General features: G+C 47.0%; 22 protein-coding genes and 1 pseudogene. 1 reads left to right on the forward strand and 22 read right to left on the reverse strand.

What is annotated here, in order from left to right; all coding sequences use genetic code 11:
• Nucleotides 1–83: 83 nt before the first annotated feature.
• The 18 genes from DXD68_RS20955 to DXD68_RS21045 form a co-directional block, all read right to left on the reverse strand.
• The gene (locus DXD68_RS20955) at nucleotides 84–1,202 is read right to left on the reverse strand and encodes a tyrosine-type recombinase/integrase (RefSeq protein ID WP_009316590.1); all 1,119 of its coding nucleotides are present in this window, start codon (nucleotides 1,200–1,202) and stop codon (nucleotides 84–86) included.
• 12 nt (nucleotides 1,203–1,214) lie between these two features.
• Complete coding sequence (locus DXD68_RS20960; RefSeq protein WP_224241383.1) at nucleotides 1,215–1,937, reverse strand: toxin-antitoxin system YwqK family antitoxin; 723 nt, start codon at nucleotides 1,935–1,937, stop codon at nucleotides 1,215–1,217.
• Between the two features lie 98 nt (nucleotides 1,938–2,035).
• Complete coding sequence (locus DXD68_RS20965) at nucleotides 2,036–2,791, reverse strand: DUF4261 domain-containing protein (protein ID WP_009316592.1); 756 nt, start codon at nucleotides 2,789–2,791, stop codon at nucleotides 2,036–2,038.
• A gap of 145 nt (nucleotides 2,792–2,936) precedes the next feature.
• Nucleotides 2,937–3,857 (reverse strand): hypothetical protein, encoded by a 921-nt coding sequence (locus DXD68_RS20970; protein ID WP_004328541.1) that lies wholly within the window; start codon nucleotides 3,855–3,857, stop codon nucleotides 2,937–2,939.
• 50 nt (nucleotides 3,858–3,907) lie between these two features.
• Nucleotides 3,908–4,174: an immunity 17 family protein gene (locus DXD68_RS20975; protein WP_004328542.1), complete on the reverse strand. Its 267-nt coding sequence runs from the start codon at nucleotides 4,172–4,174 to the stop codon at nucleotides 3,908–3,910.
• A gap of 11 nt (nucleotides 4,175–4,185) precedes the next feature.
• On the reverse strand, nucleotides 4,186–4,644 hold the full coding sequence (locus tag DXD68_RS20980) for a hypothetical protein (RefSeq protein WP_009316593.1): 459 nt from the start codon (nucleotides 4,642–4,644) through the stop codon (nucleotides 4,186–4,188).
• A 35-nt stretch (nucleotides 4,645–4,679) separates the two neighbouring features.
• Nucleotides 4,680–5,333, reverse strand: a complete 654-nt coding sequence (locus tag DXD68_RS20985) for a hypothetical protein (RefSeq protein WP_004328544.1) — start codon at nucleotides 5,331–5,333, stop codon at nucleotides 4,680–4,682.
• 37 nt (nucleotides 5,334–5,370) lie between these two features.
• Nucleotides 5,371–6,399 (reverse strand): DUF3137 domain-containing protein, encoded by a 1,029-nt coding sequence (locus tag DXD68_RS20990; protein ID WP_004328545.1) that lies wholly within the window; start codon nucleotides 6,397–6,399, stop codon nucleotides 5,371–5,373.
• A gap of 3 nt (nucleotides 6,400–6,402) precedes the next feature.
• On the reverse strand, nucleotides 6,403–6,963 hold the full coding sequence (locus tag DXD68_RS20995) for a LemA family protein (RefSeq protein ID WP_009316594.1): 561 nt from the start codon (nucleotides 6,961–6,963) through the stop codon (nucleotides 6,403–6,405).
• A gap of 14 nt (nucleotides 6,964–6,977) precedes the next feature.
• The gene (locus tag DXD68_RS21000) at nucleotides 6,978–7,484 is read right to left on the reverse strand and encodes a hypothetical protein (RefSeq protein WP_233577265.1); all 507 of its coding nucleotides are present in this window, start codon (nucleotides 7,482–7,484) and stop codon (nucleotides 6,978–6,980) included.
• 247 nt (nucleotides 7,485–7,731) lie between these two features.
• A complete protein-coding gene (locus DXD68_RS21005) occupies nucleotides 7,732–8,760 on the reverse strand; it encodes a DUF1266 domain-containing protein (RefSeq protein WP_009316596.1) in 1,029 nt (342 codons plus the stop codon).
• A 41-nt stretch (nucleotides 8,761–8,801) separates the two neighbouring features.
• Nucleotides 8,802–9,773 (reverse strand): ankyrin repeat domain-containing protein, encoded by a 972-nt coding sequence (locus tag DXD68_RS21010; RefSeq protein WP_009316597.1) that lies wholly within the window; start codon nucleotides 9,771–9,773, stop codon nucleotides 8,802–8,804.
• A gap of 10 nt (nucleotides 9,774–9,783) precedes the next feature.
• The gene (locus tag DXD68_RS21015) at nucleotides 9,784–11,343 is read right to left on the reverse strand and encodes an ankyrin repeat domain-containing protein (protein WP_009316598.1); all 1,560 of its coding nucleotides are present in this window, start codon (nucleotides 11,341–11,343) and stop codon (nucleotides 9,784–9,786) included.
• The gene (locus DXD68_RS21020; protein ID WP_233577266.1) at nucleotides 11,340–11,819 is read right to left on the reverse strand and encodes a hypothetical protein; all 480 of its coding nucleotides are present in this window, start codon (nucleotides 11,817–11,819) and stop codon (nucleotides 11,340–11,342) included. Before DXD68_RS21020 ends, DXD68_RS21015 begins: the two co-directional genes overlap by 4 nt.
• A gap of 564 nt (nucleotides 11,820–12,383) precedes the next feature.
• Complete coding sequence (locus tag DXD68_RS21025; RefSeq protein WP_008675277.1) at nucleotides 12,384–13,547, reverse strand: IS4 family transposase; 1,164 nt, start codon at nucleotides 13,545–13,547, stop codon at nucleotides 12,384–12,386.
• Nucleotides 13,548–14,153: 606 nt separating this feature from the next.
• Nucleotides 14,154–15,173 carry a hypothetical protein gene (locus DXD68_RS21035; RefSeq protein ID WP_122363445.1) on the reverse strand — a complete coding sequence of 340 codons (1,020 nt, stop codon included), beginning with the start codon at nucleotides 15,171–15,173 and terminating at the stop codon, nucleotides 14,154–14,156.
• A gap of 15 nt (nucleotides 15,174–15,188) precedes the next feature.
• The gene (locus tag DXD68_RS21040) at nucleotides 15,189–16,778 is read right to left on the reverse strand and encodes a phage terminase large subunit (RefSeq protein WP_004303996.1); all 1,590 of its coding nucleotides are present in this window, start codon (nucleotides 16,776–16,778) and stop codon (nucleotides 15,189–15,191) included.
• Between the two features lie 5 nt (nucleotides 16,779–16,783).
• A complete protein-coding gene (locus tag DXD68_RS21045; RefSeq protein ID WP_009316602.1) occupies nucleotides 16,784–17,218 on the reverse strand; it encodes a DUF5675 family protein in 435 nt (144 codons plus the stop codon).
• Nucleotides 17,219–17,354: 136 nt separating this feature from the next.
• On the opposite strand from DXD68_RS21045, the gene DXD68_RS21050 reads away from it, so the two are divergent.
• Nucleotides 17,355–17,636, forward strand: a complete 282-nt coding sequence (locus DXD68_RS21050) for an HU family DNA-binding protein (RefSeq protein WP_008142902.1) — start codon at nucleotides 17,355–17,357, stop codon at nucleotides 17,634–17,636.
• A gap of 23 nt (nucleotides 17,637–17,659) precedes the next feature.
• Here the strand turns inward: DXD68_RS21050 and DXD68_RS21055 are convergent, their stop codons facing one another.
• The 4 genes and pseudogenes from DXD68_RS21055 to DXD68_RS21070 form a co-directional block, all read right to left on the reverse strand.
• A complete protein-coding gene (locus DXD68_RS21055) occupies nucleotides 17,660–17,896 on the reverse strand; it encodes a hypothetical protein (RefSeq protein WP_009316603.1) in 237 nt (78 codons plus the stop codon).
• Between the two features lie 296 nt (nucleotides 17,897–18,192).
• Nucleotides 18,193–18,306 (reverse strand): annotated as a pseudogene (locus DXD68_RS21060) (histone H1); the annotation flags it as partial.
• 86 nt (nucleotides 18,307–18,392) lie between these two features.
• On the reverse strand, nucleotides 18,393–19,424 hold the full coding sequence (locus DXD68_RS21065) for a tyrosine-type recombinase/integrase (protein ID WP_117722019.1): 1,032 nt from the start codon (nucleotides 19,422–19,424) through the stop codon (nucleotides 18,393–18,395).
• 5 nt (nucleotides 19,425–19,429) lie between these two features.
• Entirely contained in the window at nucleotides 19,430–20,389 is a 960-nt protein-coding gene (locus DXD68_RS21070) for a tyrosine-type recombinase/integrase (protein ID WP_118419102.1), read from the reverse strand.
• Nucleotides 20,390–20,397 lie beyond the last annotated feature (8 nt).

A 20,397-nucleotide genomic window follows, 5' to 3' on the forward strand; every position in this document is an offset into this window, starting at 1 on the left:
AATTTTTCTAATATTTCCTTTTTTTGATTCATAATCACTAACGTTATACTATCAGCCGATTTGGTTGTTATTTTCTTTAAGTATCAGACCTCGTCTTCCTCCATCAACAGATCGTCCAACGGGCTTTTGATATTGCTTTTGAAAGTGTCGGCTATGTGGACATACCTTTCCGTTGTCTTGATGTTGTTATGTCCCATAAGCTCTTTCACAATTTTGATGTCGGTTCCTTGCTCCAGCAAGTGGGTGGCGAACGAATGGCGCAGCAGGTGCGGATAAATCCGTTTCGTGATTCCCGCTTCCCGAGCCGCAGCCTTCAACCGTTTCGACACGATACTCTCGGTGAAAGGTTCGCCCGGTCTGTGTTCAAAGAGCCACACTTTCGGTTTGTATAGTCTGTTATATTCCGTCAGCTTTTTCATCAACGGTTTTGACAGCAGGGTGTAGCGGTCCTTCTTGCCCTTTCCCTGACGCACCCGTATCAGGGAGCGGGGTTCGTTGATGTCGCCGGGTTTCAGTTCCAGCAGTTCGCTGATGCGCAACCCTGCGGAGTAGAGTATGGAGAACATACAGAAGAAACGCAGGTCTGTCACTGTCACGTCGAGTATTTTCTTTATTTCCTCCTTGCTCAACACGTCGGGCAGCGTCTTCTCCCGTTTGGCACGGTTCACCTTGTAACACCGCCGTTCCTGACCGAGAACTTTCTCGTAATAGAACTTGATGGCGTTGATACGCTGGTTTTGCTGGCAGGAGGATATGTTTTTCTCATGGATGAGATACAGCAGGTAGTCGTTTATCTCGTCGGGAGTAACCGTTTCAATCTTACGCCCCTCGAAATATTGTTGGAAATCGCGGAAATAGGAGGTATATACCCTTACGGTATGGTCACTGTAACGCACTTGCTGGAGTTTTTCCAGATAACCTTCCGGCAGTGGCGGCCGTTTGTCTTCCTCTTTACGGGGTGCGGTTTCCTTGATGGCGGAATAGTCTATAAACGCCATTTTCACATAGCGGTCGAAGAACTCGGCAAGCACGAAATTCTCTGCCGGCAGATAAGCTCTGCCACCGACAAGCAGTACGTTTTCTTCCTTCGACAGCGACAAGCGGATGTCATTGTCATTACCGAAAGTCACTTCGACAAATTCTCTCCCGTTTCTTACCACAGGAGAAAGTTTGATTTTGGGTTTTGGAGTATATATTTCCATGTTTTTTAAATTTTACCGGTCCCACTCGTTCAGGATTTCTCCGCTTATGATATCATATCGTATCCAGTGTCCCGTCTCGCGTCCCTCGGTGTATTCGCCTTGGACTGCGATATCGTCCCGGTCGATTTCTTTCCACGAACCGTGCTTGTAGCCGTTCTTGTACGAGCCGGATTTGTAGGCGTACAGCTTGCCATGTAGGTGGGCCGTGTATTCGTAGGGGCCGTCCAGTTCGCCGTTCTTATAGTGGCTGACGGTTTTGCTGACCCATCTCTCGGTGGTATCCTCGCTGATTTTCCATTGTTTTCCCTCTTTCCGGTCGTCGGTATAGTTTGCCTCGTAGATCTGCTTGCCGCTTTTCGGGTCAAAGCGTTGTTCCTTGCCGTTCCGCTTGCCCTGCCTATATTCCTGAACCATGTCCGGCTTCCCGTCGCTGAACCATGTCCTTACCGTACCGTCTATCTTCCCGTACTGCATGGGTGCTTCCCGTTGCGGTGTCTTTCCGTCCTGATGATAGGAAACGAACAGACCATGCCGTCTGCCGTCGGTATACTTGCCCTTTTCCCGCAGGCTGCCGTTGCGGAAACGCCTGTACTCGCCCTGCATAACCCCTTTGGAAAAATGCACTATTTCCTCATCCTGCCCCCGCAAGATACGGAATTTGCCCGATAGCGGACGTTTTCCGCCCTTCAGATAATGGACGACTGTTCCATGCTGTTCGTCCGTGGTGGTTCGCAAGTCACCGGATTCCACGATCCGCTGTGCGAAGGCAGAACAACACAGCAGCGTGAGAACGATGGCCGCAAGCATTTTTCTTATGTTTCCCTTTACCTTTCTCATTCGTCCGGATATTCAAGTTTCAATGTCATGCCGTCCAAAGCGATGCCTTCGCTAAGCGTGATGGCAAGTTTCTGTTCTTCGGAGCATCCTATGGTTTCCCCGTCCTGCAAGGTGACATCATCCGACAGGATATAATGCACGATGTCCATTAGGAAATCACGGATGTCACTCAGATCGGCAGGGGCATACACTTCGATTTCCTCTTTCCCGAATTTTCTCAGTCCGTAGGTATAGATGCCGGGGATTCCTTTCTGTGTGCGGTAGATGCCGAACCATACCCAGTCCATGACGGGCAGTTCATCTTCTTGCAGGAGTGCGGCCATATCCCTGTAAAATTCGGGTTGGAACACCATACCGTCGGTATATACCGCTGTAGCGTAGGACTGTTTCAGGCAGGAAGACGTGGCTCTGGTGAACAGTTTGGCTCTCTCCAGCAGGTTGGATTGGTCTCCGGTCACGGATACGAGGATATGAGCCTCGTGTTGTCGTGCCACTTCTGTTGCATCTTTCCACAGGTAGTTGCCCTGTGCATAGTGTTCCGCTTCTCCGTTGGGTACGGGACCGGGCATGATGGCTATTGCCAATGTCATGCCGCTGAACATTCCGACAAGTACGTCCCCGTTGTCGTCGTCATCGGTAAGGACGATTCCCCAGTCTTCCTCGAAGTCATGGATGAACTGTTTCTTGTCCCATTGATTTTGTGAAAGCAACACGGACGAGACAAAGCATCCTTTGATATTATCCTTTTCCATATAGTTCTTTCTTTTTGAGTCGTCAATTATTGAAGATTCTTGCGCAAGATAGGTATTTTACCCTGATTCCTTGGTACTTTCATCTGTTAATATACGATAAATGCAGGCCCTGCCTGTGACTTTACAGATAAAGGTTGCGCTCCGTTCAATAGATGCGCACATACTGTACTTCCCCGTCAAGCAGTTCAACATAGCGGTTGTCGGAAAAGCGCAATGTCTCCAGAGTCCTGCCTTCCTTCTTGACTTCCGATTTGTGGTATGGTTCGCCCCACGCGGCGATGACCATTTCCCTCGTCATGCCGGTATCGACCTTGCGGAAGGCAATCAGCTTCCCGTATTTCTCGCCGTACCGTTTTTCCAGCTGGCCGATACGTGCCGTGCTTACAAACTCGTACACCTCGTCACCGCCTATAGGAAATGCTTCCACACGGACACCGTCAGCACCTTCCATCAGCAGAAACGCCCCGTCACTGTTCATCTTCAGGCCGATGTCCACACAACGGTACTCCGCACCTTCAGCCGGGGTGATTACCTGACCGTCCTCGGTCTCGACGGCCTTGGCAAGTGACAGGAATGTCTGTCCGACAAAGCGTTTCAGTTTCTCATAATACCCTATACAGGTCATGCTCAGCGGATACCTGAATGGGTTGTAATACATCTCATCACCGCTTTCTTTTTCACGGAGCAGCAGGCAGCATCCAGCCGACAGGTAGTCTGTCTTTGTCCAGACCTTCACTACCTCGTAATATTTCCCCACTACCTCTTTAGAAGGGGTGGTACTGATGTTGACCGCCTTGTACACCGTTCGGTCATCCCCGGTAAGGAAATTGACCGTGTAGAAAGCATCCCAGTAGCCGTTCCTGTCATTTTTTACCCCATGCATGTACAGGGTCTGTCCCGGAAGGGAAGTGAAACTCCGCTTCTCCACGTTCGTCAGGCTGTCATAGGGGTGGGCATTTGTCACCGTGTACTCTTTCAGTCCATCGTTCTTGGGAACGATGTTAAGCTGTGCATGGGCATACATCACCGTGCACAGGAAGAAGGTTATAATTGGAATTGTTTTCATACTCAATCACTTTTTAAGTTTACAGGTGGCATCCGGGAAAGAGCACTCAGCTATTTGCCGGAAATAGAGAACAGGTACAGAGACAGTCCTATCCCGACGGCAAGAATCACTCCCAGCCAGAACCGGAAAGTTTTCGGACCGAGCAGATTCATCCAGAAGTTACCTCCTGTACTACCCGGACGGGAATACGTCCACTTCCAGCCACAGATGACACCGACAAGCCATATCAGAAGCAGGCCCGCCACGACCAGATAGCCGTAGCGGGGTTCCTGCTGTATCAGATTCGGAAAATCCTTTATTTTATCCAACCATTCCATATCTCACCGGTTTATTTTTTCAAGAGCGCCGCAAATTCTTTAAGCTGTGGCAGTCCGTCAAAGAAATCAACGTCAAATTTGGCCGTTGAGCCGTTGGCGAGGGTGATTGTCAGAATACCATTGTCGTAATTGTAGTTTGAACTGGATATTTCCGACAATGTAAAAGAACGCATCTCAACATTTCCTTTCACGATGACCGGGTATGTCACCTTATCGCCGTCAACCGTGATGATACAGCTTTTGGCAGCCAACTTGCGGGCCTTATGTATCTTCCGCCAGGCTCTGAACAGCATGTACAGTCCGACAAGGGCAAGGATGATGGCTGTTGGTAACGGTCCGAGGATGCGAAGTGTACCGACTTTTATACCGAAAGGATAAACTACCGGTACTATTATCAGTCCGGCACCGACAAGGATTTCAGTCAGATTGTCCTTGATGGACGATTTGGAAGAATAATTGAATGTAGCCATATTCGGATATTAGTGAAGTTATTCGTTCGGTGATATTATTTTATGAAAAAGTACCAGATAAGCAGAGCCGCGGTGATGATTATGGACAGGACCGTCATGGCCGACCTGTATTTTTCGACAGCAGGCGATTCCTGCGGAGCTTCAAATTCCAGTATCGTAGGTGCTTGGCCTATCGCGCTATTAGGAATAGCCTCTATCTTGAACTCGTTGGGCTGTTTTTCAATGCCGATCAAGGCATAGGCACAATCAAGCTGATTGGCCTTTCTTGGCGAGAATACCGATTTGCTGAACAGGATGACGCCGTCATAATGATCGCTTATTTCCATTACCGAATCCATATCCCGTTGTCCTGTCAGTATATGACGGCCTGTATCAGGATCTACTATGTAATAGTCATAGCCACAGGACTGTACGGAATCATAACGGATTTCACCGATTTCCAGCGTATCCACTTCAGCCTTGATGCTCTGAAGGGTGGCCTCGTCAATTTCAGTCCCTTTCAACGGGCAGGCATACAGGCAATAGCGGCTGTCTTCGTGCATCACGGTTCTGATGGGATAGAGGTTTACTACTTTGCGGTTTTCCAGTTTGAGGTATGTCTTAGACAATTTGCCGATTGCTTTCCCGTTATAACCGGCCGGAACAGCACCTCCTTCAAGAATGGCTGACAGATTTTTAAGTTCGCTCATGTTGTAATTCTTTTTATTCGTTTTCGATTATTGTTGATTATTTGATTCCATTTTCTACAGTGAGACAGAAGTTCACCTCCCTGTACAGTTGTTCCAGCAGATGTTCGTCATCCAGCGACTTCCTGCCGGGACGTAAGAAACCGTCCGGAGTGTCGGATGCGTAGTAGAACATGTTCCCGTTGAAGGAGAGCATCAGGTCACGGCTGAAGGATTTCCGCAGGGCGGTCAGCTTCCGCATCATCGCCGGGGTGAGCACCATGCGGGCTTCCACCTCGTCATCCGCGTACACGGCAAAATGCCTCTCGAACTCCGGGTCTTCCAAATGTACGAATTTTGCCCCGTACTTTTCCTTCATTCCCTGGATTGTTTGCGCCAGGTAGCCGATTTTGTTTTCCAGATGGTCGGGCAGCAGCATCACGTAGCCCCTGAAGGTGCGGTTCAGCTTGCAGCACCCGAACATGCCCCTGAAACTGTGCATCGTGCTCTCTATCCTGACTCCGAATATCGGACGGATAAAATACTGGTACGGCACTTCAAGGAAGTTGAAGGCCGAGAAATCTTTCGAATTGGCTGAAGTCACACCGGCATCCACGACAGTCATCATGTCATTTCCGACGGGAATGTCAAGACGGCCGTAACAGGTCGAACTTACCGAATTGCCCGATGACAATGCCGTTCCGAACAGGCGGCTGTCCGCAAAGACTTTCGGCTGTATGGAACCGGAAGGATTGTACCTTGCTCCCGGGAACAGCAGGTAGATGATGTGGGCCATCGTGTAGGTTTCCCTCTTGTTCAGCGCGGCAAAACATTTCATGAATGCGAAATGAAGTACAAAAAATACGGCAAAGCCTATCATGAGGTATTTTCCCGTGGTGACGGAAGTCTCATAGTCAGTACGGTCCACGAGGAATCCGCCGAAGATACAGAAACCGAACCACACGACGGTACACAGATAGACAATGGAGGTCAGGATGCGGAACACAATCCGGAGCATCCTGATACGGGACATCTCTTTCTTCATGTGAAGGGAAATGCCCTTGAAATCTATATTCTGACTTTCTTCCATGCTTTACTTGAATAATTCTCCCACTTTCACTTCCTTGATCTCACTTTCCGGGAACTCTATCAACTCCTGCTGCTCATGCTTGCGCCAGGATGCGATTATCGACGACGGAAACATTTCAATGTAATTGTTATAATCGGTAGCAGCGGCATTGTAGGTGCGCCGGATTGCCTGCAGCTCATTCTCCATGTCCTCGATCTGGACCTGAAGATGAAGGAACTGCTGGTTCGCCTTCAGCTCCGGGTAGTCTTCCACCGCCACATTCAGTCTTGACAGAAGCGAGGACATTTCCGTACCGCTTTTTATCTGCTCGGACTCTGTAGCGTTCGAAGCCCTTGACCGCAAATCGGCAATGCGGGTGAGAATCTCATTCTCGTGCCCCATGTATGCCTTTACGGATGCGACAAGATTGGGGATCAGGTTATTCCTCTGTTTGAGGACCACGCAGATACCGCTTCTGCATTGCTTGACCCGGTTCTTCTTTGCAATAAGGCTGTTGTTAGTGAATACTGCCCATAAAATAATTATGAGCAGTACCACGATAATACATATAACGGCTATAATCATATTTTCAGATGGATTTAGACATACAATTCAGCCGGTATGACTCTGATTGTCCCTTCCCAGTAGAAGTGGGGGACGATGCCGTCTGAAGGAAGATAGCCTTGGGGAAGTTCCTTGTAATAAAGGACAAGTTTCCTTACTTCCACATCGGCGCCTTCCACGATTTCACCACTCAGTTTCACGGTTGACCAGCAGTCCTCCTCCTTGGCAAGACTGACTACGCCCTCACATCCGGGAGCTACCGGCTGCCTGCCTTCACACATGTTGCGCAGCTTTTCCATCACTCTCTTCAGCCATTCCACATCGTTCATGTGTCCCTTGTCCAGTGCGTATATGCCAATACCATGGAAAGAGTCGTCCTTGTGCTTCACGCCTTTCCACGCCTCTGCCGGGGCACTGACAATCCCCGCGTAAACGATATATCCTTCCGTGAATTTTCTCAACCACTTGCTTTTGCCCAGCCATGGTGCCTTTCCTGCAAGTTTCTTGAAGAACTCGGTCTCAGAACTGCGTGGCGTCTGCATGTACGGTTTCATCTTGTCAAGCTGTGTCGGGTTCTTGTACAGTTCCCTGTCTCGCTTGGCTTCTTCGGCCTCCTTTGCACGCCGTGCGGCCAGTTTCTCCCTGTATTTACTTACGTCAAGACCTTGTGCTTCCATTTGGTCAAGATCATTCTCTGTCATGGTTTTCTCCCATTCTGTTGCTGCATTTTTGAAAAGTGCCATAATCGTAAAACTTTTAAGATATTGTTGATCCTATTTTTTTCGGATTCTACCATTCGATTGCCTTCCAAGGGGAATCTTCTTTATTGAGAAGCGCTCCCACGACTTCATCCGCAGTCTCGTAGTCATCTGTTTCGCCTCTCCATATTCCGCGTCCCACGGCAAAGCTGTTGCCGTATTCTTCCCACGAATTGAAGGATTCCTTGGCTATGCCGGCAGTGGTTCTGATGGCTTCCCACATTTCGTCTTCATTGATGTAGCCGCAGATGAAAGCCCAACGGGCCATGTTCACGGCACGTACAAGGTCCCATGCCAGCACGGTTTCGGGCAGGTCCGCTTCCGTCGTTTCATTTACTCCCATTACAAATTCAGCTATCGTGAACGCATCGCCGATCTTGCTGTCCTCGTCCGCCTTTTCTTCCTCGGTGATGGCCTCGATTCCACGCTGGCGGATTTCAGTCAAGGCCGGATCCGCACCGGCATGTTGGCCTTCGTTCAGCAGCCATGAGATGGTCTCCAGGGCACTCTTCCTGTCAGTAACTTCCCACCATTCCTCAAGCATTTCCTTAAGGGTGTCCGTGCCTGCTGTACTTTCAAGGGAGTCCACGTTGTCATCGTTGTATAGGAACAGAGGTGCCCCATAAGCCAGAAGTCTGTTCTGTTCAGGTGTCAGGCTGTTGTCGCCCTTGCGGGTGATTTCCCAACCTGCATATACGTCAAAACCGTCCGAGAAATCCGGTAAACCTTCCGGCATGAATCCGGCATTCATTGCCTGCTGCATCATGTTCCCTGCGAACTCGATGTTTTTGCTGTAGGTCTCCATTATCGCCTCGGGATCCTGGGCGGATTCTGCCATCATCTTTGCCTGGTATGCCTGTGCCTCCGCAACTCCCGGGAACATCTCGGCCGAGTCCTGCATCAGCTTTTCATGCATCTTCATCAGGTCGGTGCCTTCAAATCCGGGTACGTTGCCATACAAGGCTTGCGCCTGTTCCAGTGCTGCTTTCATGGCCTGAGCCTGTGCTTCTCTTGCGATTTCCTCGGGTGTCTGAGGTGTCTTCTTGGTTTCTTCTGCCATATCTTTCTAATATTAAATTTGTTAATGAATATCTTACCTGTTTATTCCGCTCCGTTTTCAAGAAGTTTTTCCACGATTTCGTTGAAGCCGCGCTCTCCTGCATAGTACAGGGCGGTGTGCTGGAGGTTGTCTGAGATGCTAACATTCGCGTGAAATTCAAGCAGGACGGACACAAAATCGTTGTGGCCCTCCTTGGCTGCAAGAATAAGCGGGGTTTCCCCGTTGTCATTCTGTGCGTCAACCGCAGCTTTGGCCTTCAGCAGAGCCTCGCCTATAAAGCGGTTACCTGAAATGGCCGCGTAATGTATCGGGGCATTGCCGCTCAGCATAGCTTTGCCGGGATCGGCTCCGGTCCCGAGAAGAAGGTTGACCATGACAAGATTCCCCTGCATACAGGCGAGTATCAGCGGAGTCTCTCCGCCGTCATTCGTCGAGTCAAGCATGGACTTGTCTGACAGGAGCAGCGTGCGGACAATTTCACCCTGTCCGTTATACACGGCCTGATGAAGCGGGGTGTTGCCACGTGCATCCCGGTCATTCCCGCACGAGAGTCGGGCGACCACTTCCCGCAGCCCGTGGGCTGTGGCATAGTCGATGGCCTTGTGGCCGGAGGCATCGGCGACCTCCGTATCGGCTCCCTGATCCATCAGGAAAAGGGCGGCATCTGTACGCTTGTTGTCAAGCAGGCATATTAGCGGGGTTCGTCCTTCATTGTCCGTCACGTTGATGTCGGCCCCCTTCTGGAGCAGCTTCCCGAGGATTTCCTTGTTGCCGCTCCGTGCCGCCGCGTGGAGCGGGCTTTCGGAACGGTTGTTGATACATGACGCGTCGGCATCGTTGTCAAGAAGCAGAGCCACTATGTCCCTGTAACCTTTCTGACAGGCATAATAAAGAGCAGTGTTTCCTTCCTGATCCCTTTTGTTGATGTCAATTCCTCCCTTTTTCAGGAATATCTGGACAATGCTTTTCTGCCCGTTTCGGCAAGCATTGAGAAATGTCTGGTTGTTGTCCATATATCTTTGTTTAAGAATATTTCAATAATAGTCTTACGAGATTGTCATTGTTGTAGTCTGCCGCCACGTCCATGGCCGTTTTGCCTTCATTGTTTACGGCATTTACGTCAGGCAGCTTGAAGTCCAGCAGGAGTTCAATCGCTTTCTGTGCCATGCTGTCACGACAACATGCCGCCACATAATGCAGGAGGGTGTTTCCCCGGTTGTCCGTCTTGTTCACGTCAGCTCCGGCTTCGAGAAGCTTTTCGAGGATTTCCGTGGGGTCGTCAGAACCGGCTGACCAGCCGTAAGGCACATATTTTTCGTTCGCCTTATGACCACCGAAGAGAATCATCATGGGAGTTTGGCCGGAAAGATTGGCGGCGTTGGGGTCGGCCTTTCCCTTGAGCAGCCAACCGAATGCCGTTTTACCCAACCTGTAGCCGGTATGGCGGCAGGAAAGGGCAAGTGCCGTGTTGCCTTCCGTATCAACAGGAAGCTCGGGATTCCAGCCTTTTTCCTTCATCAGGTCAAGCAGCCCCTTGTAAACCTCGGTATCCTTGCAGAAATAGTCCTTACTCACCCATACCGAAAAAGCCGTCTCTTCATTCGGGAAACGGTAATTCGGATTCGCTCCGCCGTTCAGAATCATGGCCGGAGCATCCTGTATGCTGTCAAACCAACTGAACGCACAAGCGAGGGGCGACTTGCTTTCAAAGTCATACATATCCTTGTGCTCACACACCGTCTGCAGGTCTGCACCCGAACGCAGAATGGCATCCAGTGCCTCCATATCCTTCATGTACATAGCCTGGAATATGTCCATGTTGCCGTGCAAGGCCGAAAGTTCGTCAACATCGGGGTCGCTTCCGGAAAGGAAGGCCGCGATCTTCATCGCCTTGTTCTCTATGGCGGCATCCCAGGCTGTCTTTCCACTGTTTGACTTGTCTTCCGGATCGGCCTTGTCTTCTTCAACAAGCCTTCTGGCAAGTCGGTAGGCGGTTTCGCCATCATCCTCCAGCCTTGCAATCCTGCTCCTGATTTCCTCTATCTTGTTTTCGGGGTAACGGTATTGTACGGATTCGTCCAGTTCCTTTTTCGCGAACCGGATATCCCTTCTGATGTCGCCTGAAGCGGCACAAAAACCGAAAAGCACGTTCTCGCCGTTAAGGTCGGTTGAGTTGACGCGTGCTCCGGAATCTATGATCGCTTCCGCCATCTTGAAATGACGGTTCCTTATGCACTCGATAAGGGCCGTCGTATTCTTGGCCGAACGCGGTATATTCGCTCCTTGTTCTATGAGCATGACGGCTATTTCTTTCAGTTTGTCTTCATCTGCACAGCCGGCACTGGTTCTGCCGAGGATATGAATCGGGGTGGAACCGTTTGCATCCTTCGTGTTGGGTTCGGCATCACGTTCAAGAAGTATCTTGACCCCCTCCGTGTCTCCATACTGGCAGGCAAGATGCAACGGAGAACGGTCTTCGTACTGTTCGTCGCTGTCATCGACGGGCACTTCCCGGAGCGCCTGATGAATTGCATCCTTCGGCTGACTTGTCGAATAAAGTCTGTATATGTCACTGTATTTCATGGTTGTATGTTTTTTATCAGTTCTTCAATGTGTTGATATTTATTGCCCAAACGGGCGTGGATAGTCCGCACCTCCGTGTGCAGGTGCAGTCTGGCCGACACTTTCGCTTTCAGCCTCAACAGTTGTACGGCGGCGAGGTTATCGGGAGCATCCTCCGGCATGGGACAACCGGCAGGGCTTTTTTCGTATTCCCAGCGGAGGACGGCTTCCGGCAGGTTTTCCGGCAGACGTTCCGTTAACGGTGGCAGCAGCCTCTCCGCTTCCAACAGCAGGGAACGGCAGTCATTATACAGAGCAAGGTAGTAGTAGCATAACGCCTTGTTGTAAAGTGTCGGCAGGTCAGACTTTCCTGCCTGCGTGAAACAGGAGAAGGCAAAGGCATATTCGCCACTTACCATATAGGTAATACCTGCGGAAAAAAGTTCTTTTTTCTGGGATTCAGGCATGGTTTGTTTATTTCCATATATTCCAATCATAGATACTTAAACACTAAAAGAGATTTCAGACTGTTATGGGTGGAAACAAAAAACCGACGATATTCGGGCGCAGAGAACGCTCCCCAGTACCGTCGGACCATAAAAATATCCTGCCTTTTTTGAGACAATATGGCAGAGGATGAGTATTTATAGGAACTTTTGTCGTAAGACAAGGATAACCCCGGATAATTGATTCCGGTAATCCATTGTAAATTAAATGTTTTATTATATATTGACGCGCGATAATTGTGTGTGTGTGTGTGTGTGTGTTTACACGAATTTTCCACACTGCCAAATTATTAATACACTTTTTAAGGGAATATGTAAGGTAACTAATGCACACAAGAAAAACGTCCGCTTTATGCGAAGCTTCGCTCAAACAAATATCATTTGTTAAAATCGAGCGACATTTTACAATGTATCCATTGTCATACATATCAGTTTATTAGAGTGAATACTTCTTCAAATACAAAAATAGAAAAATGTTTTGTTCTGCAATGAAATAACCGACACTTTTTTCAGGGAAAACATTAGTGTCCCGTTAAAATGGGACGAGTTAAACAATTAATCAAATAGCCCCGGAATAAGGGGATTATTTAGATCTTTGACATCATTGAAATTAGTCTTATCGAACAGGTCACGCAAGTGGGTTTTGTCAGTCAATGATATGCTGAGAATTTGCAAAACTTCATAGGTTGAGCGTTTCAACTTCATATCATGTTGGACAATAGCCACAAGGCAGTATGTGATAATAGCCACACTGATTTGTATGCGAACAGCGTTCTCTGTTGTGCCCCAAAATTTCTTTATCTTGAGATGCTGCTTGAGCCATTTGAAGAACAGCTCGATTAACCATCTTTTCTTATAAAGATTGGCGATATCCAGTGCAGAAAGTTGTTTTGCATTTGTCAAAAAAGTGAACTCACGGTCATCTTCTTCATCGTAATATCGGACGAGTCTGAATGACTCAGGATATTTCTTCTCGGAGAGATAGCCGGTCAGTTTCACTTCCGCATCTGTCATTATATTCTTTGGCATTCTTCGCTTCCATTGGACTGTCTTATACTTTAAATTCGTCTTGGCTCTGACAACAAAGAAAGAGTCTGTAAGATGTATCTTATAGAGTTCTTTAAAGGAATCATAAGCCCTGTCGAAGATATAATAAGCATTTGGTTCATAATGGATTGAAGACAGTAATGTAGAATCATGCTTTGATGCAGTGGTTACGGTATAGAAGGCAGGAACTTGTGCTTCAATGTCATATAAGACATGAGCCTTAACTCCTCCTTTCTTGTTTCGGAACTTTGCCCATGGGAATGTTGCAAGACATAACGGAATCGTTGTTGAATCAAACGCATATTTCTTTCCGGAAATGTCAAGGATGTTGGTCGTCCGCTTCTCGCAGGCTTCCTTCATCATATAGAATGCAAATTCTTCAAAAATTCTATAATCACGGTTCCGGTTGGCTGTCGCAAGAGTTGTCTTGGCTATCGGTTCACGACCTAACCCAAGATGATATTGCTTGGCCCTATGCGCCTCGAAAGCAACGATTAAGTCTCGCAGGCTCTCACGGTTACTCAGTTGTCCAAACATCATCGCGAGCATCTGATTCCAGCAAGTGAAATGTTTCACATATCGGTTGCCACCATACTTGCGAACATAGTTGTTAAACTGAGTCCTGTTCAGAAAAGCGGTTAATTGAGAGAATACGTATTTGTCTTGGAACATAGCAGCCATTTGTATTAGACTGCAAAGTTGCAAAATCAAGTCCGTTTCATTTCAAAAAACCGTGTAATTGACTATATTTCAATAATTTCAAAGAACTATTTATCCACTTTTACGGGACAGTAGTGCAGGGAAAAATAAAAATGGCTTTATTATAATTGCCTTGTACCATAGAAAACGGGCAGAGAGCATGCAGTTGCTCATCTGCCCGTCCTGTAGGGAGAACCGTTTCATGCCGCTATCGGATTCACTTTCAATGTAGTCTGAAAGATGAACGCCTCTACTTTCATGTTGATTATGAAACATTGTTGGTGTGCGTGATAAGACTTCATGCCTTATTCAAACCTAAATCCAACGGGCACAAAAACAAGTAAATAATTATTCAATGTCTTGAGATTATTAAATACCGCAAAGGCAGTAAGGAATATAGCAGATTGGATTATTCTAAAAGGCCAAATTTATATCTTCTTTTGGCGGCATATTACAAGGAACTTGCCACCCGTTCAGGGGGGCTCTTGTGGAAACGGAACTAACAAACAAGCAGTAATTTCGTTTCTTGTTCATGGTAAAGACTACGACAACAAATCCGGTAGCGGTATTTACTGTTATTTAGGTCAGCCACGGGTTTCGATACGGGTCATAATCTGTTTGGAAAGTAGCCAGTTGCCAATCGGTAACCGGCTTTTTCGTGTCATCGACTTTACGGGGGATTTGTGGATTAAGTCGCAATTTGGCGGCATCATTAAGCCATTTCATGCTGTCCTCGTAATCGCGCATACGGACAACACTGACATTATTCGGGGCAATGAGTTTCGTGAGCTCGTAGATAGCCAATCGAACCATATGCTTCTTGAGGTTGTAGTTTCGTGGATCGTGTAATGATAGGTTTAGACCGACTTGCGGCGTGTCCGCGTTCACATCCGTTTCCGGGTAAAATACCCGTCCGTCATAAACTACATATTCGTGTTCCGACAATTCGTAGGCATTGTATGATGAATCGTAATCGGCTATGGCTCCCCAGCAGTCGGAAACCATCGGGTCAAGATTGTAATCGAAACCTTCAAGCGTCATCAAAGTATAGAATGCTCCTTCATACTCGACGACTGCCCACAGAGGATACTCGACAGGCTGCCATAACGAGGCTTCCGCCTCGATCCAACCGCCGACCAACGGGATACGGACATCATCGAACTTGTACCCGTTTTCATTAAGACAAGTATAAACAATGCCGTTATAATTCACTTTATCTCCCGGATAATAGGTGTTGAACTGGGAATAATTTACAACTTGTCCCGCATCGACACGGATATCAGAACTCTCTTCCCAATAGACAACCGTTGCCGGCTTGCGATAGCCGCTGACGGAGCGTATCACCTCATGGATTTGTCCCTCGAAATAGACATGCACACCCACGGGATAGGTAATCCGACGGTCGTATTCGGCGATATATTTTCCTTTTGCAAGTTCCTTTTCAATCTCGTAGTTCTCCGACAAATATTCCACGATACTCATCTCCGTCGATTCTTCCGCCTGGATGAATCGTGCATCATTGCCCCGCGTGAGTTGTGCCAGGGCTTCCGGAGTAATTATCCCAAGATAGTCGTCATTATTGAGAAACCGTCTGTACATATCCTTGTTCCGTTATTAGTATGAAAATCCTTCCTGAATTACCGATGTGGATACCACATACCCGTTCCCGTCGCCTCCGCTCTTGAACTTGTACCAGCTGTCACGCAGGTAGTAACAGAGCAGGTAGTCAAGGCAGTCGGACAAGTGCCCGTACCGTTCATATTTGACACCGGTTTTCGGGTCGGTGGTCTTCTGTTTGCTCTTGGTACCGTCCTCGTTACGAAGCTGGTAAATCAGATCCTGGGTAAGTTTGCGACATTTGATATCGATTTGTATCTCCCAGCCTTCATAGCCCCCGAATACCTCGTTGACGAACTCGCACCGTGTAGCCTGCGGAGGCTGCTTGCGTAATAGCTTTACCTTCGGTCGCAGGATTCCTCTGCCGAAAGTGTCCGTGATGATGGTATAGTTGTTGATGCCGTCCTCGTTGGTGGTGGAGCGTTGTAACCCGGAAGGGTCACCGGTCACATCCACTCCGCCGATATGCTTGTCCCGGTAAAGTTTTAAGCGTACTTTCCGTGCCAACGCAGGTGTGTTGTTCTCCTTTTCCTCCGGCTTGCCGAGTATCTCTTCCAGTATATAGACCTTCCTGTTTTCATAGTCTATTTGTGCGGAGAGCACCGACATTTGGGGGGCAACATTGAAGTCCCACACCGTGATGAGCGGCTTGGTCGGATCGTATGCTTTTTCTTTCAGTCCGGTAACGAGATGCCGGGAGCCGTCGAAACTGTTATAAATCGCCATATCGTTGGCTTCCACGAAATCCCAGTTGCCATAGAGCAGGCGTTCCTTTGTCGCCTGATCCCGGATCTTGTTCAGGGCCGCCTCGTACACCTGACGGAAAGCGATATTCGGGTTGTCAAACACGGAAAAAGGTATATACGCTTCACCCTCGCGGCAGATGACCTTGTCTCCGTTTTCGTCCTGCACGAAGCGGGAACGCACCCAGTTAATCGTCGGATTGGTGGTGAGCAGCATTCTCGGGGTCTTGAATGTCTCATGGGTTCTCCAGCGGAGACGGGAGAACAGTACTTCGACGGCCCGTTCCGAGATTTCCGACACCTCATCCACCATGGCGATGGTATATTCCGAAGAGCCGAAACGCTCGAAGTTGGGGTCGCTGGGGATATCCGCCATCTCCTTCATGATGATGACCGAGTCATTCCAGAATGTGAGCGTGCCTTCGAGGTTGTTTATCTTGTAGTTTGTATCCTCTTTCAGTCCCCAGTCCTTCAGAATCGACTTGATGGTGTTCCATGTCGATTCCTTTAACGACTTGAGTGTCTTACGGGCCACCACCGCACGGATATTCTCGAACCGAATACATGAAGACACCAGCCAAACGCTGCCGATATACGATTTTCCGCCGCCGGCCGCTCCGCCTCCCAGTATCAGCTGCGGCAGGTTCTGCGACTTGCAATGCCTGCATTGAGGCCTGTACTGAGGGTTGCCTTGCTGGTCATAACCGATAAGGATTTGCTCGATCTCCCCGCCACAATGGGGACAATAGTTCGGTTGCAACAGTTTCCAGAGTTCATACTGCCGTGGGGACGGTTTGAACTCGATGCGCAGGTTTCTGGGTGGTTTGAGCCTGTTGACCGCCATTCGATTTATATAATCTGAATGGTTATGTCCCTTTCGGACTCGAGCATGGCATACAGTTTTTGGAATGTAGTACGGGATTCCAAAACTTTTCCCTTGACCGTATTCTTTCCCACGATGATACAACCGGCGGAATCTCCCTCGGTGTTGCCTGAATGGATCAGGATGCCGAGGAAATGAGGTACATCGTGCAGATATGGCATTTTTTTCTTGTACTTGGGGCTGTACTGAAGGGTAACTTTATAAGTCCCGGCAGGAATGGCGGTCTTGGAATAGACCTTTTCCTTGCAGGTACAGGAACGGCCGCGAGGAGTATCCGGACAGGTTGCCGGAAGTTCCCTCACGGCATCTTCGATGGTATTACAGAAAAATTTGCCGTCGATGGACAGGTCGCCTATGGTATAGGTCTGACCTTTGAATTTGCGGTTGAGTGTCAGCTTCATACTTCGATACTATTTGTATCGAAAGAGTAGAGACGGACGCCGGCTAATGTTTATTATATGTGTTTGTAAAAGGAGGATATTTCAGGAAATGATGTATCTTTGTGAACGGATTGACAGTATTTAATCAAGAGTTAATATGACAAAAGCGGATATCGTCAGGGAAATAGCAACGCAGACCGGTCTGGAGAAGCAGGTCGTGTTACAAGTTGTCGAAGGATTCATGGATAGCGTAAAGTCTTCCATGATAAACGGCGAGGAGGTTTATCTTCGCGGCTTCGGTTCTTTTATCATCAAACACCGTGCGGAAAAGACAGCACGCAACATAAGCAGGAATACCACGATAATAGTGCCTGCCCACAATATCCCGGCATTCAAACCGTCAAAAGCCTTTGCAGGAAGGATGAAATCAGACAAATAAGGTGATTATATGCAACAGGAGCGTTATTCAGATGCTCCTGTTACTTTATACAGGGCAACGAGGTTGGTATTGTCCGATTGGAACAGGAAACGGCCGTTGCTTAAAAGGCATTCGTGGATGGTGTTGTCATTAGGATCCGACTCCAATAAAGCCCCCGCCTTGTTTTCATCGATAAGCAGCATTTCTATGCCTTGTACGGTGGCGGCAGTTGCATCAGCAGGAATTTTCAAAAGTTCATCCATCAGATTCATGTCGTTCATAATATCTCCGTATTTGGCTTGAGTCCCGTCAAGCATTCAATGTACCAAGACCAAAAAGCGTGGGACATAACCCGTAGCACCGAGGTTCTGGTAAACCTATCCGCAAACAAGTTAAGCCCACGCAAAAGCATAGGCGAAAACTGTTTGTCCTGCGGATAAGTGAAATTTACCAGATTTCGGTGCATGACAAAAGCTAACGCTTTCCGTATTTTATTATGTCGTTCTGCCAATATGGTTTTTATGCCGCATCTGCAGAAGAACCGGCCATTATGTGATAACGACCGGACGTGTAAAGGTTATTTTTTAGACTCTTCCAAGGAAAGCTTACGAAACTCTTTCATCAGTTTTTCCAGTTCCAACGAGGTCTTACGGGCACGGGTCCCTGCGGCCTTGTTGTTATGTAAATATTGACATAACAACAATTAGGTAAACACTATTATAATGTAAAGAAGCGGTTGGAATATATTATGTTCCAGCCGCTTCCTAATTATTTTCTTTACATAATTTTAGGATTTGTCATGGATTTCAACCACTCTTTAATAGATGTGTTGTTTACCCAAATAGCATCTTCTGGTGGAACAATTTCTTTACTGGCCGCTTCAATAGCTTTTATTCGACGAGAAGCGGATAATCTTGCATATATTTCAGTTGTTTGAATACTGGAGTGACCTAAAAAATCCCGTATAACGATTAGATCCGTTCCATTCTCAACCATAGCCATTGCAGTAGAATGTCTGATCTTATGAGGGCTGCAATCCTTTGGGATGAGAGATGAATTCACCGTCCTCGCTTTATTCGCATATTTTGTTAGTAAATGATTGATCCCTTGTCTTGTAAACATTTCATCCGAATGATTTACAAAAATTGGTTTATCCAGATTTTGCGGGAGCATGGATCGGCTTTCTTCCAAGTATTTTTCAAGAATAGATGCCAAGTGCTGTACGATTGGCACATGCCTTATTTTATTTCCCTTTCCATGTATAGTTATATGCTTTGGAGAACTCATTGAAATATCCCGTCCCCTTATTTTGATTAATTCACTAACTCTGATGCCTGTTGCATACAACAATGAGAACATTGCATAATCTCTTTTCCCTTTGTACGAAGACCTATCTATCTGAGATAGTAACAGTTTAATCCCCTCCGGTTTAAGATAAGATACGTCTTTAACAAAAGATTTTTTCATTTTAATATTCTGAATTTGTATTACATTATCAAGGCATTCAGGAAGATCGTACTTCAAAAAAGAAGAGAAACTCTTAAAAGCAGCGAGCCGCTGGTTACGTGTAGACGTTGATACTTTCTTTTCGCGCTCCAGCCACAAGAGAAATGATTGCAGATTTTGAACATTGATATGCGTTAGTTCTATTTTCTCCGGTCGTATATTAAGGTGATTTTCCATGTAGTCAATAAATTGTATAAAAGCATAGCGATATGTTTCTATTGTACGTGCAGAACAACCTCGATCATTAACTAAATAATCACGGAAATAACGGTAAAGCGCACCGGCAAAATCAGTTCGTTTCATATTAGCTATTTTTCAAATATTTCATCAAGATTTTTTTCGAATTTTTCCTTGAGATATGGATACATGCTGATAGTCAATCTCAGATAACCTTCCGTAGCATAGATACTGTCATGTCCCAGGTAAACAGACATAATTGGCAAAGCAGCATACATATCCATCCCTGAATCAATAAGTTGTTTAAAAGACTTTACGGCAAAAGTGTGGCGCCAATCATGCACTCGTTTTCCGTATCGTCCACTACCTCTATTCGGTATGCCTGCATGCCGAAGAATATCGTGATGTATTGCCGCAACTGTTGAAGCAGAAATATTCTTGCCGTATAAAGAGGAGAATATATAGTCATCATCCAATAAAGCGTAGAACGTTTTGTCGGCAAATGCTCTCATAAGTTCTATTAAACTGTCGGACATAACCACATAACGCTGTTTTGAGTTTTTAGTCTCGGATAATTTTATGATACCTGCATCTAAATCGACATCCTTTTTCTGAATCTTTATCGTTTCGGTCATACGTGTTCCACAGCATAACATAATTCTGAATAATACAGGTAATTGGATCTTATGCTTTCTATTTTTTATCGGTTCATATCGATCCAATGCAACGAAATATTTTTCAATTTCTTCGTCCGTATAAATATGAGGAGTGAATTTTGATTTAGGGTGTTTGATGTCTTTAAATTGGAATACCGGAAATCCTTGTATGAACAGATATTCAAAAAATCGTTTTGTTATATTAATTCTGTCATATTGTGTGCTTTTTGATTCATTCTCAAGTTGTTGTTTCCATTTGACGGCTTGATCTCTGGAAAAAGAGATGTTCGTAATTCCTTCTTGGATAAAGAAGTTATCGAGGTTCTTGAGATGCACATAATCCGGATACATATATTTTATCCCGCTATTCTCTCTATAATCTAAGAACTTGGAAATATGTTCTGCAAAGGCTGAATAATAATTAGGTCTACCCATATGCCACC

Origin of the sequence: Parabacteroides sp. TM07-1AC (genome assembly GCF_003480915.1) — a bacterium.
Taxonomy (GTDB): Bacteria; Bacteroidota; Bacteroidia; order Bacteroidales; family Tannerellaceae; genus Parabacteroides; species Parabacteroides chongii.

Excerpts from the sequence above, each read along its gene's own strand:
- DXD68_RS21070 (WP_118419102.1), bottom strand. The coding sequence starts at position 20,389 with ATGGGTAGACCTAATTATTATTCAGCCTTTGCAGAACATATTTCCAAG.
- DXD68_RS21035 (WP_122363445.1), bottom strand. The coding sequence starts at position 15,173 with ATGTACAGACGGTTTCTCAATAATGACGACTATCTTGGGATAATTACT.
- DXD68_RS21025 (WP_008675277.1), bottom strand. The coding sequence starts at position 13,547 with ATGTTCCAAGACAAATACGTATTCTCTCAATTAACCGCTTTTCTGAAC.
- DXD68_RS21020 (WP_233577266.1), bottom strand. The coding sequence starts at position 11,819 with ATGATTGGAATATATGGAAATAAACAAACCATGCCTGAATCCCAGAAA.
- DXD68_RS20980 (WP_009316593.1), bottom strand. The coding sequence starts at position 4,644 with ATGGCTACATTCAATTATTCTTCCAAATCGTCCATCAAGGACAATCTG.
- DXD68_RS20990 (WP_004328545.1), bottom strand. The coding sequence starts at position 6,399 with ATGGAAGAAAGTCAGAATATAGATTTCAAGGGCATTTCCCTTCACATG.
- DXD68_RS20965 (WP_009316592.1), bottom strand. The coding sequence starts at position 2,791 with ATGGAAAAGGATAATATCAAAGGATGCTTTGTCTCGTCCGTGTTGCTT.
- DXD68_RS21005 (WP_009316596.1), bottom strand. The coding sequence starts at position 8,760 with ATGGCAGAAGAAACCAAGAAGACACCTCAGACACCCGAGGAAATCGCA.
- DXD68_RS20955 (WP_009316590.1), bottom strand. The coding sequence starts at position 1,202 with ATGGAAATATATACTCCAAAACCCAAAATCAAACTTTCTCCTGTGGTA.
- DXD68_RS20970 (WP_004328541.1), bottom strand. The coding sequence starts at position 3,857 with ATGAAAACAATTCCAATTATAACCTTCTTCCTGTGCACGGTGATGTAT.
- DXD68_RS21050 (WP_008142902.1), top strand. The coding sequence starts at position 17,355 with ATGACAAAAGCGGATATCGTCAGGGAAATAGCAACGCAGACCGGTCTG.
- DXD68_RS21000 (WP_233577265.1), bottom strand. The coding sequence starts at position 7,484 with ATGCAGACGCCACGCAGTTCTGAGACCGAGTTCTTCAAGAAACTTGCA.
- DXD68_RS21010 (WP_009316597.1), bottom strand. The coding sequence starts at position 9,773 with ATGGACAACAACCAGACATTTCTCAATGCTTGCCGAAACGGGCAGAAA.
- DXD68_RS21055 (WP_009316603.1), bottom strand. The coding sequence starts at position 17,896 with ATGAACGACATGAATCTGATGGATGAACTTTTGAAAATTCCTGCTGAT.
- DXD68_RS21015 (WP_009316598.1), bottom strand. The coding sequence starts at position 11,343 with ATGAAATACAGTGACATATACAGACTTTATTCGACAAGTCAGCCGAAG.
- DXD68_RS20995 (WP_009316594.1), bottom strand. The coding sequence starts at position 6,963 with ATGATTATAGCCGTTATATGTATTATCGTGGTACTGCTCATAATTATT.
- DXD68_RS21045 (WP_009316602.1), bottom strand. The coding sequence starts at position 17,218 with ATGAAGCTGACACTCAACCGCAAATTCAAAGGTCAGACCTATACCATA.
- DXD68_RS21065 (WP_117722019.1), bottom strand. The coding sequence starts at position 19,424 with ATGAAACGAACTGATTTTGCCGGTGCGCTTTACCGTTATTTCCGTGAT.
- DXD68_RS20975 (WP_004328542.1), bottom strand. The coding sequence starts at position 4,174 with ATGGAATGGTTGGATAAAATAAAGGATTTTCCGAATCTGATACAGCAG.
- DXD68_RS21040 (WP_004303996.1), bottom strand. The coding sequence starts at position 16,778 with ATGGCGGTCAACAGGCTCAAACCACCCAGAAACCTGCGCATCGAGTTC.
- DXD68_RS20985 (WP_004328544.1), bottom strand. The coding sequence starts at position 5,333 with ATGAGCGAACTTAAAAATCTGTCAGCCATTCTTGAAGGAGGTGCTGTT.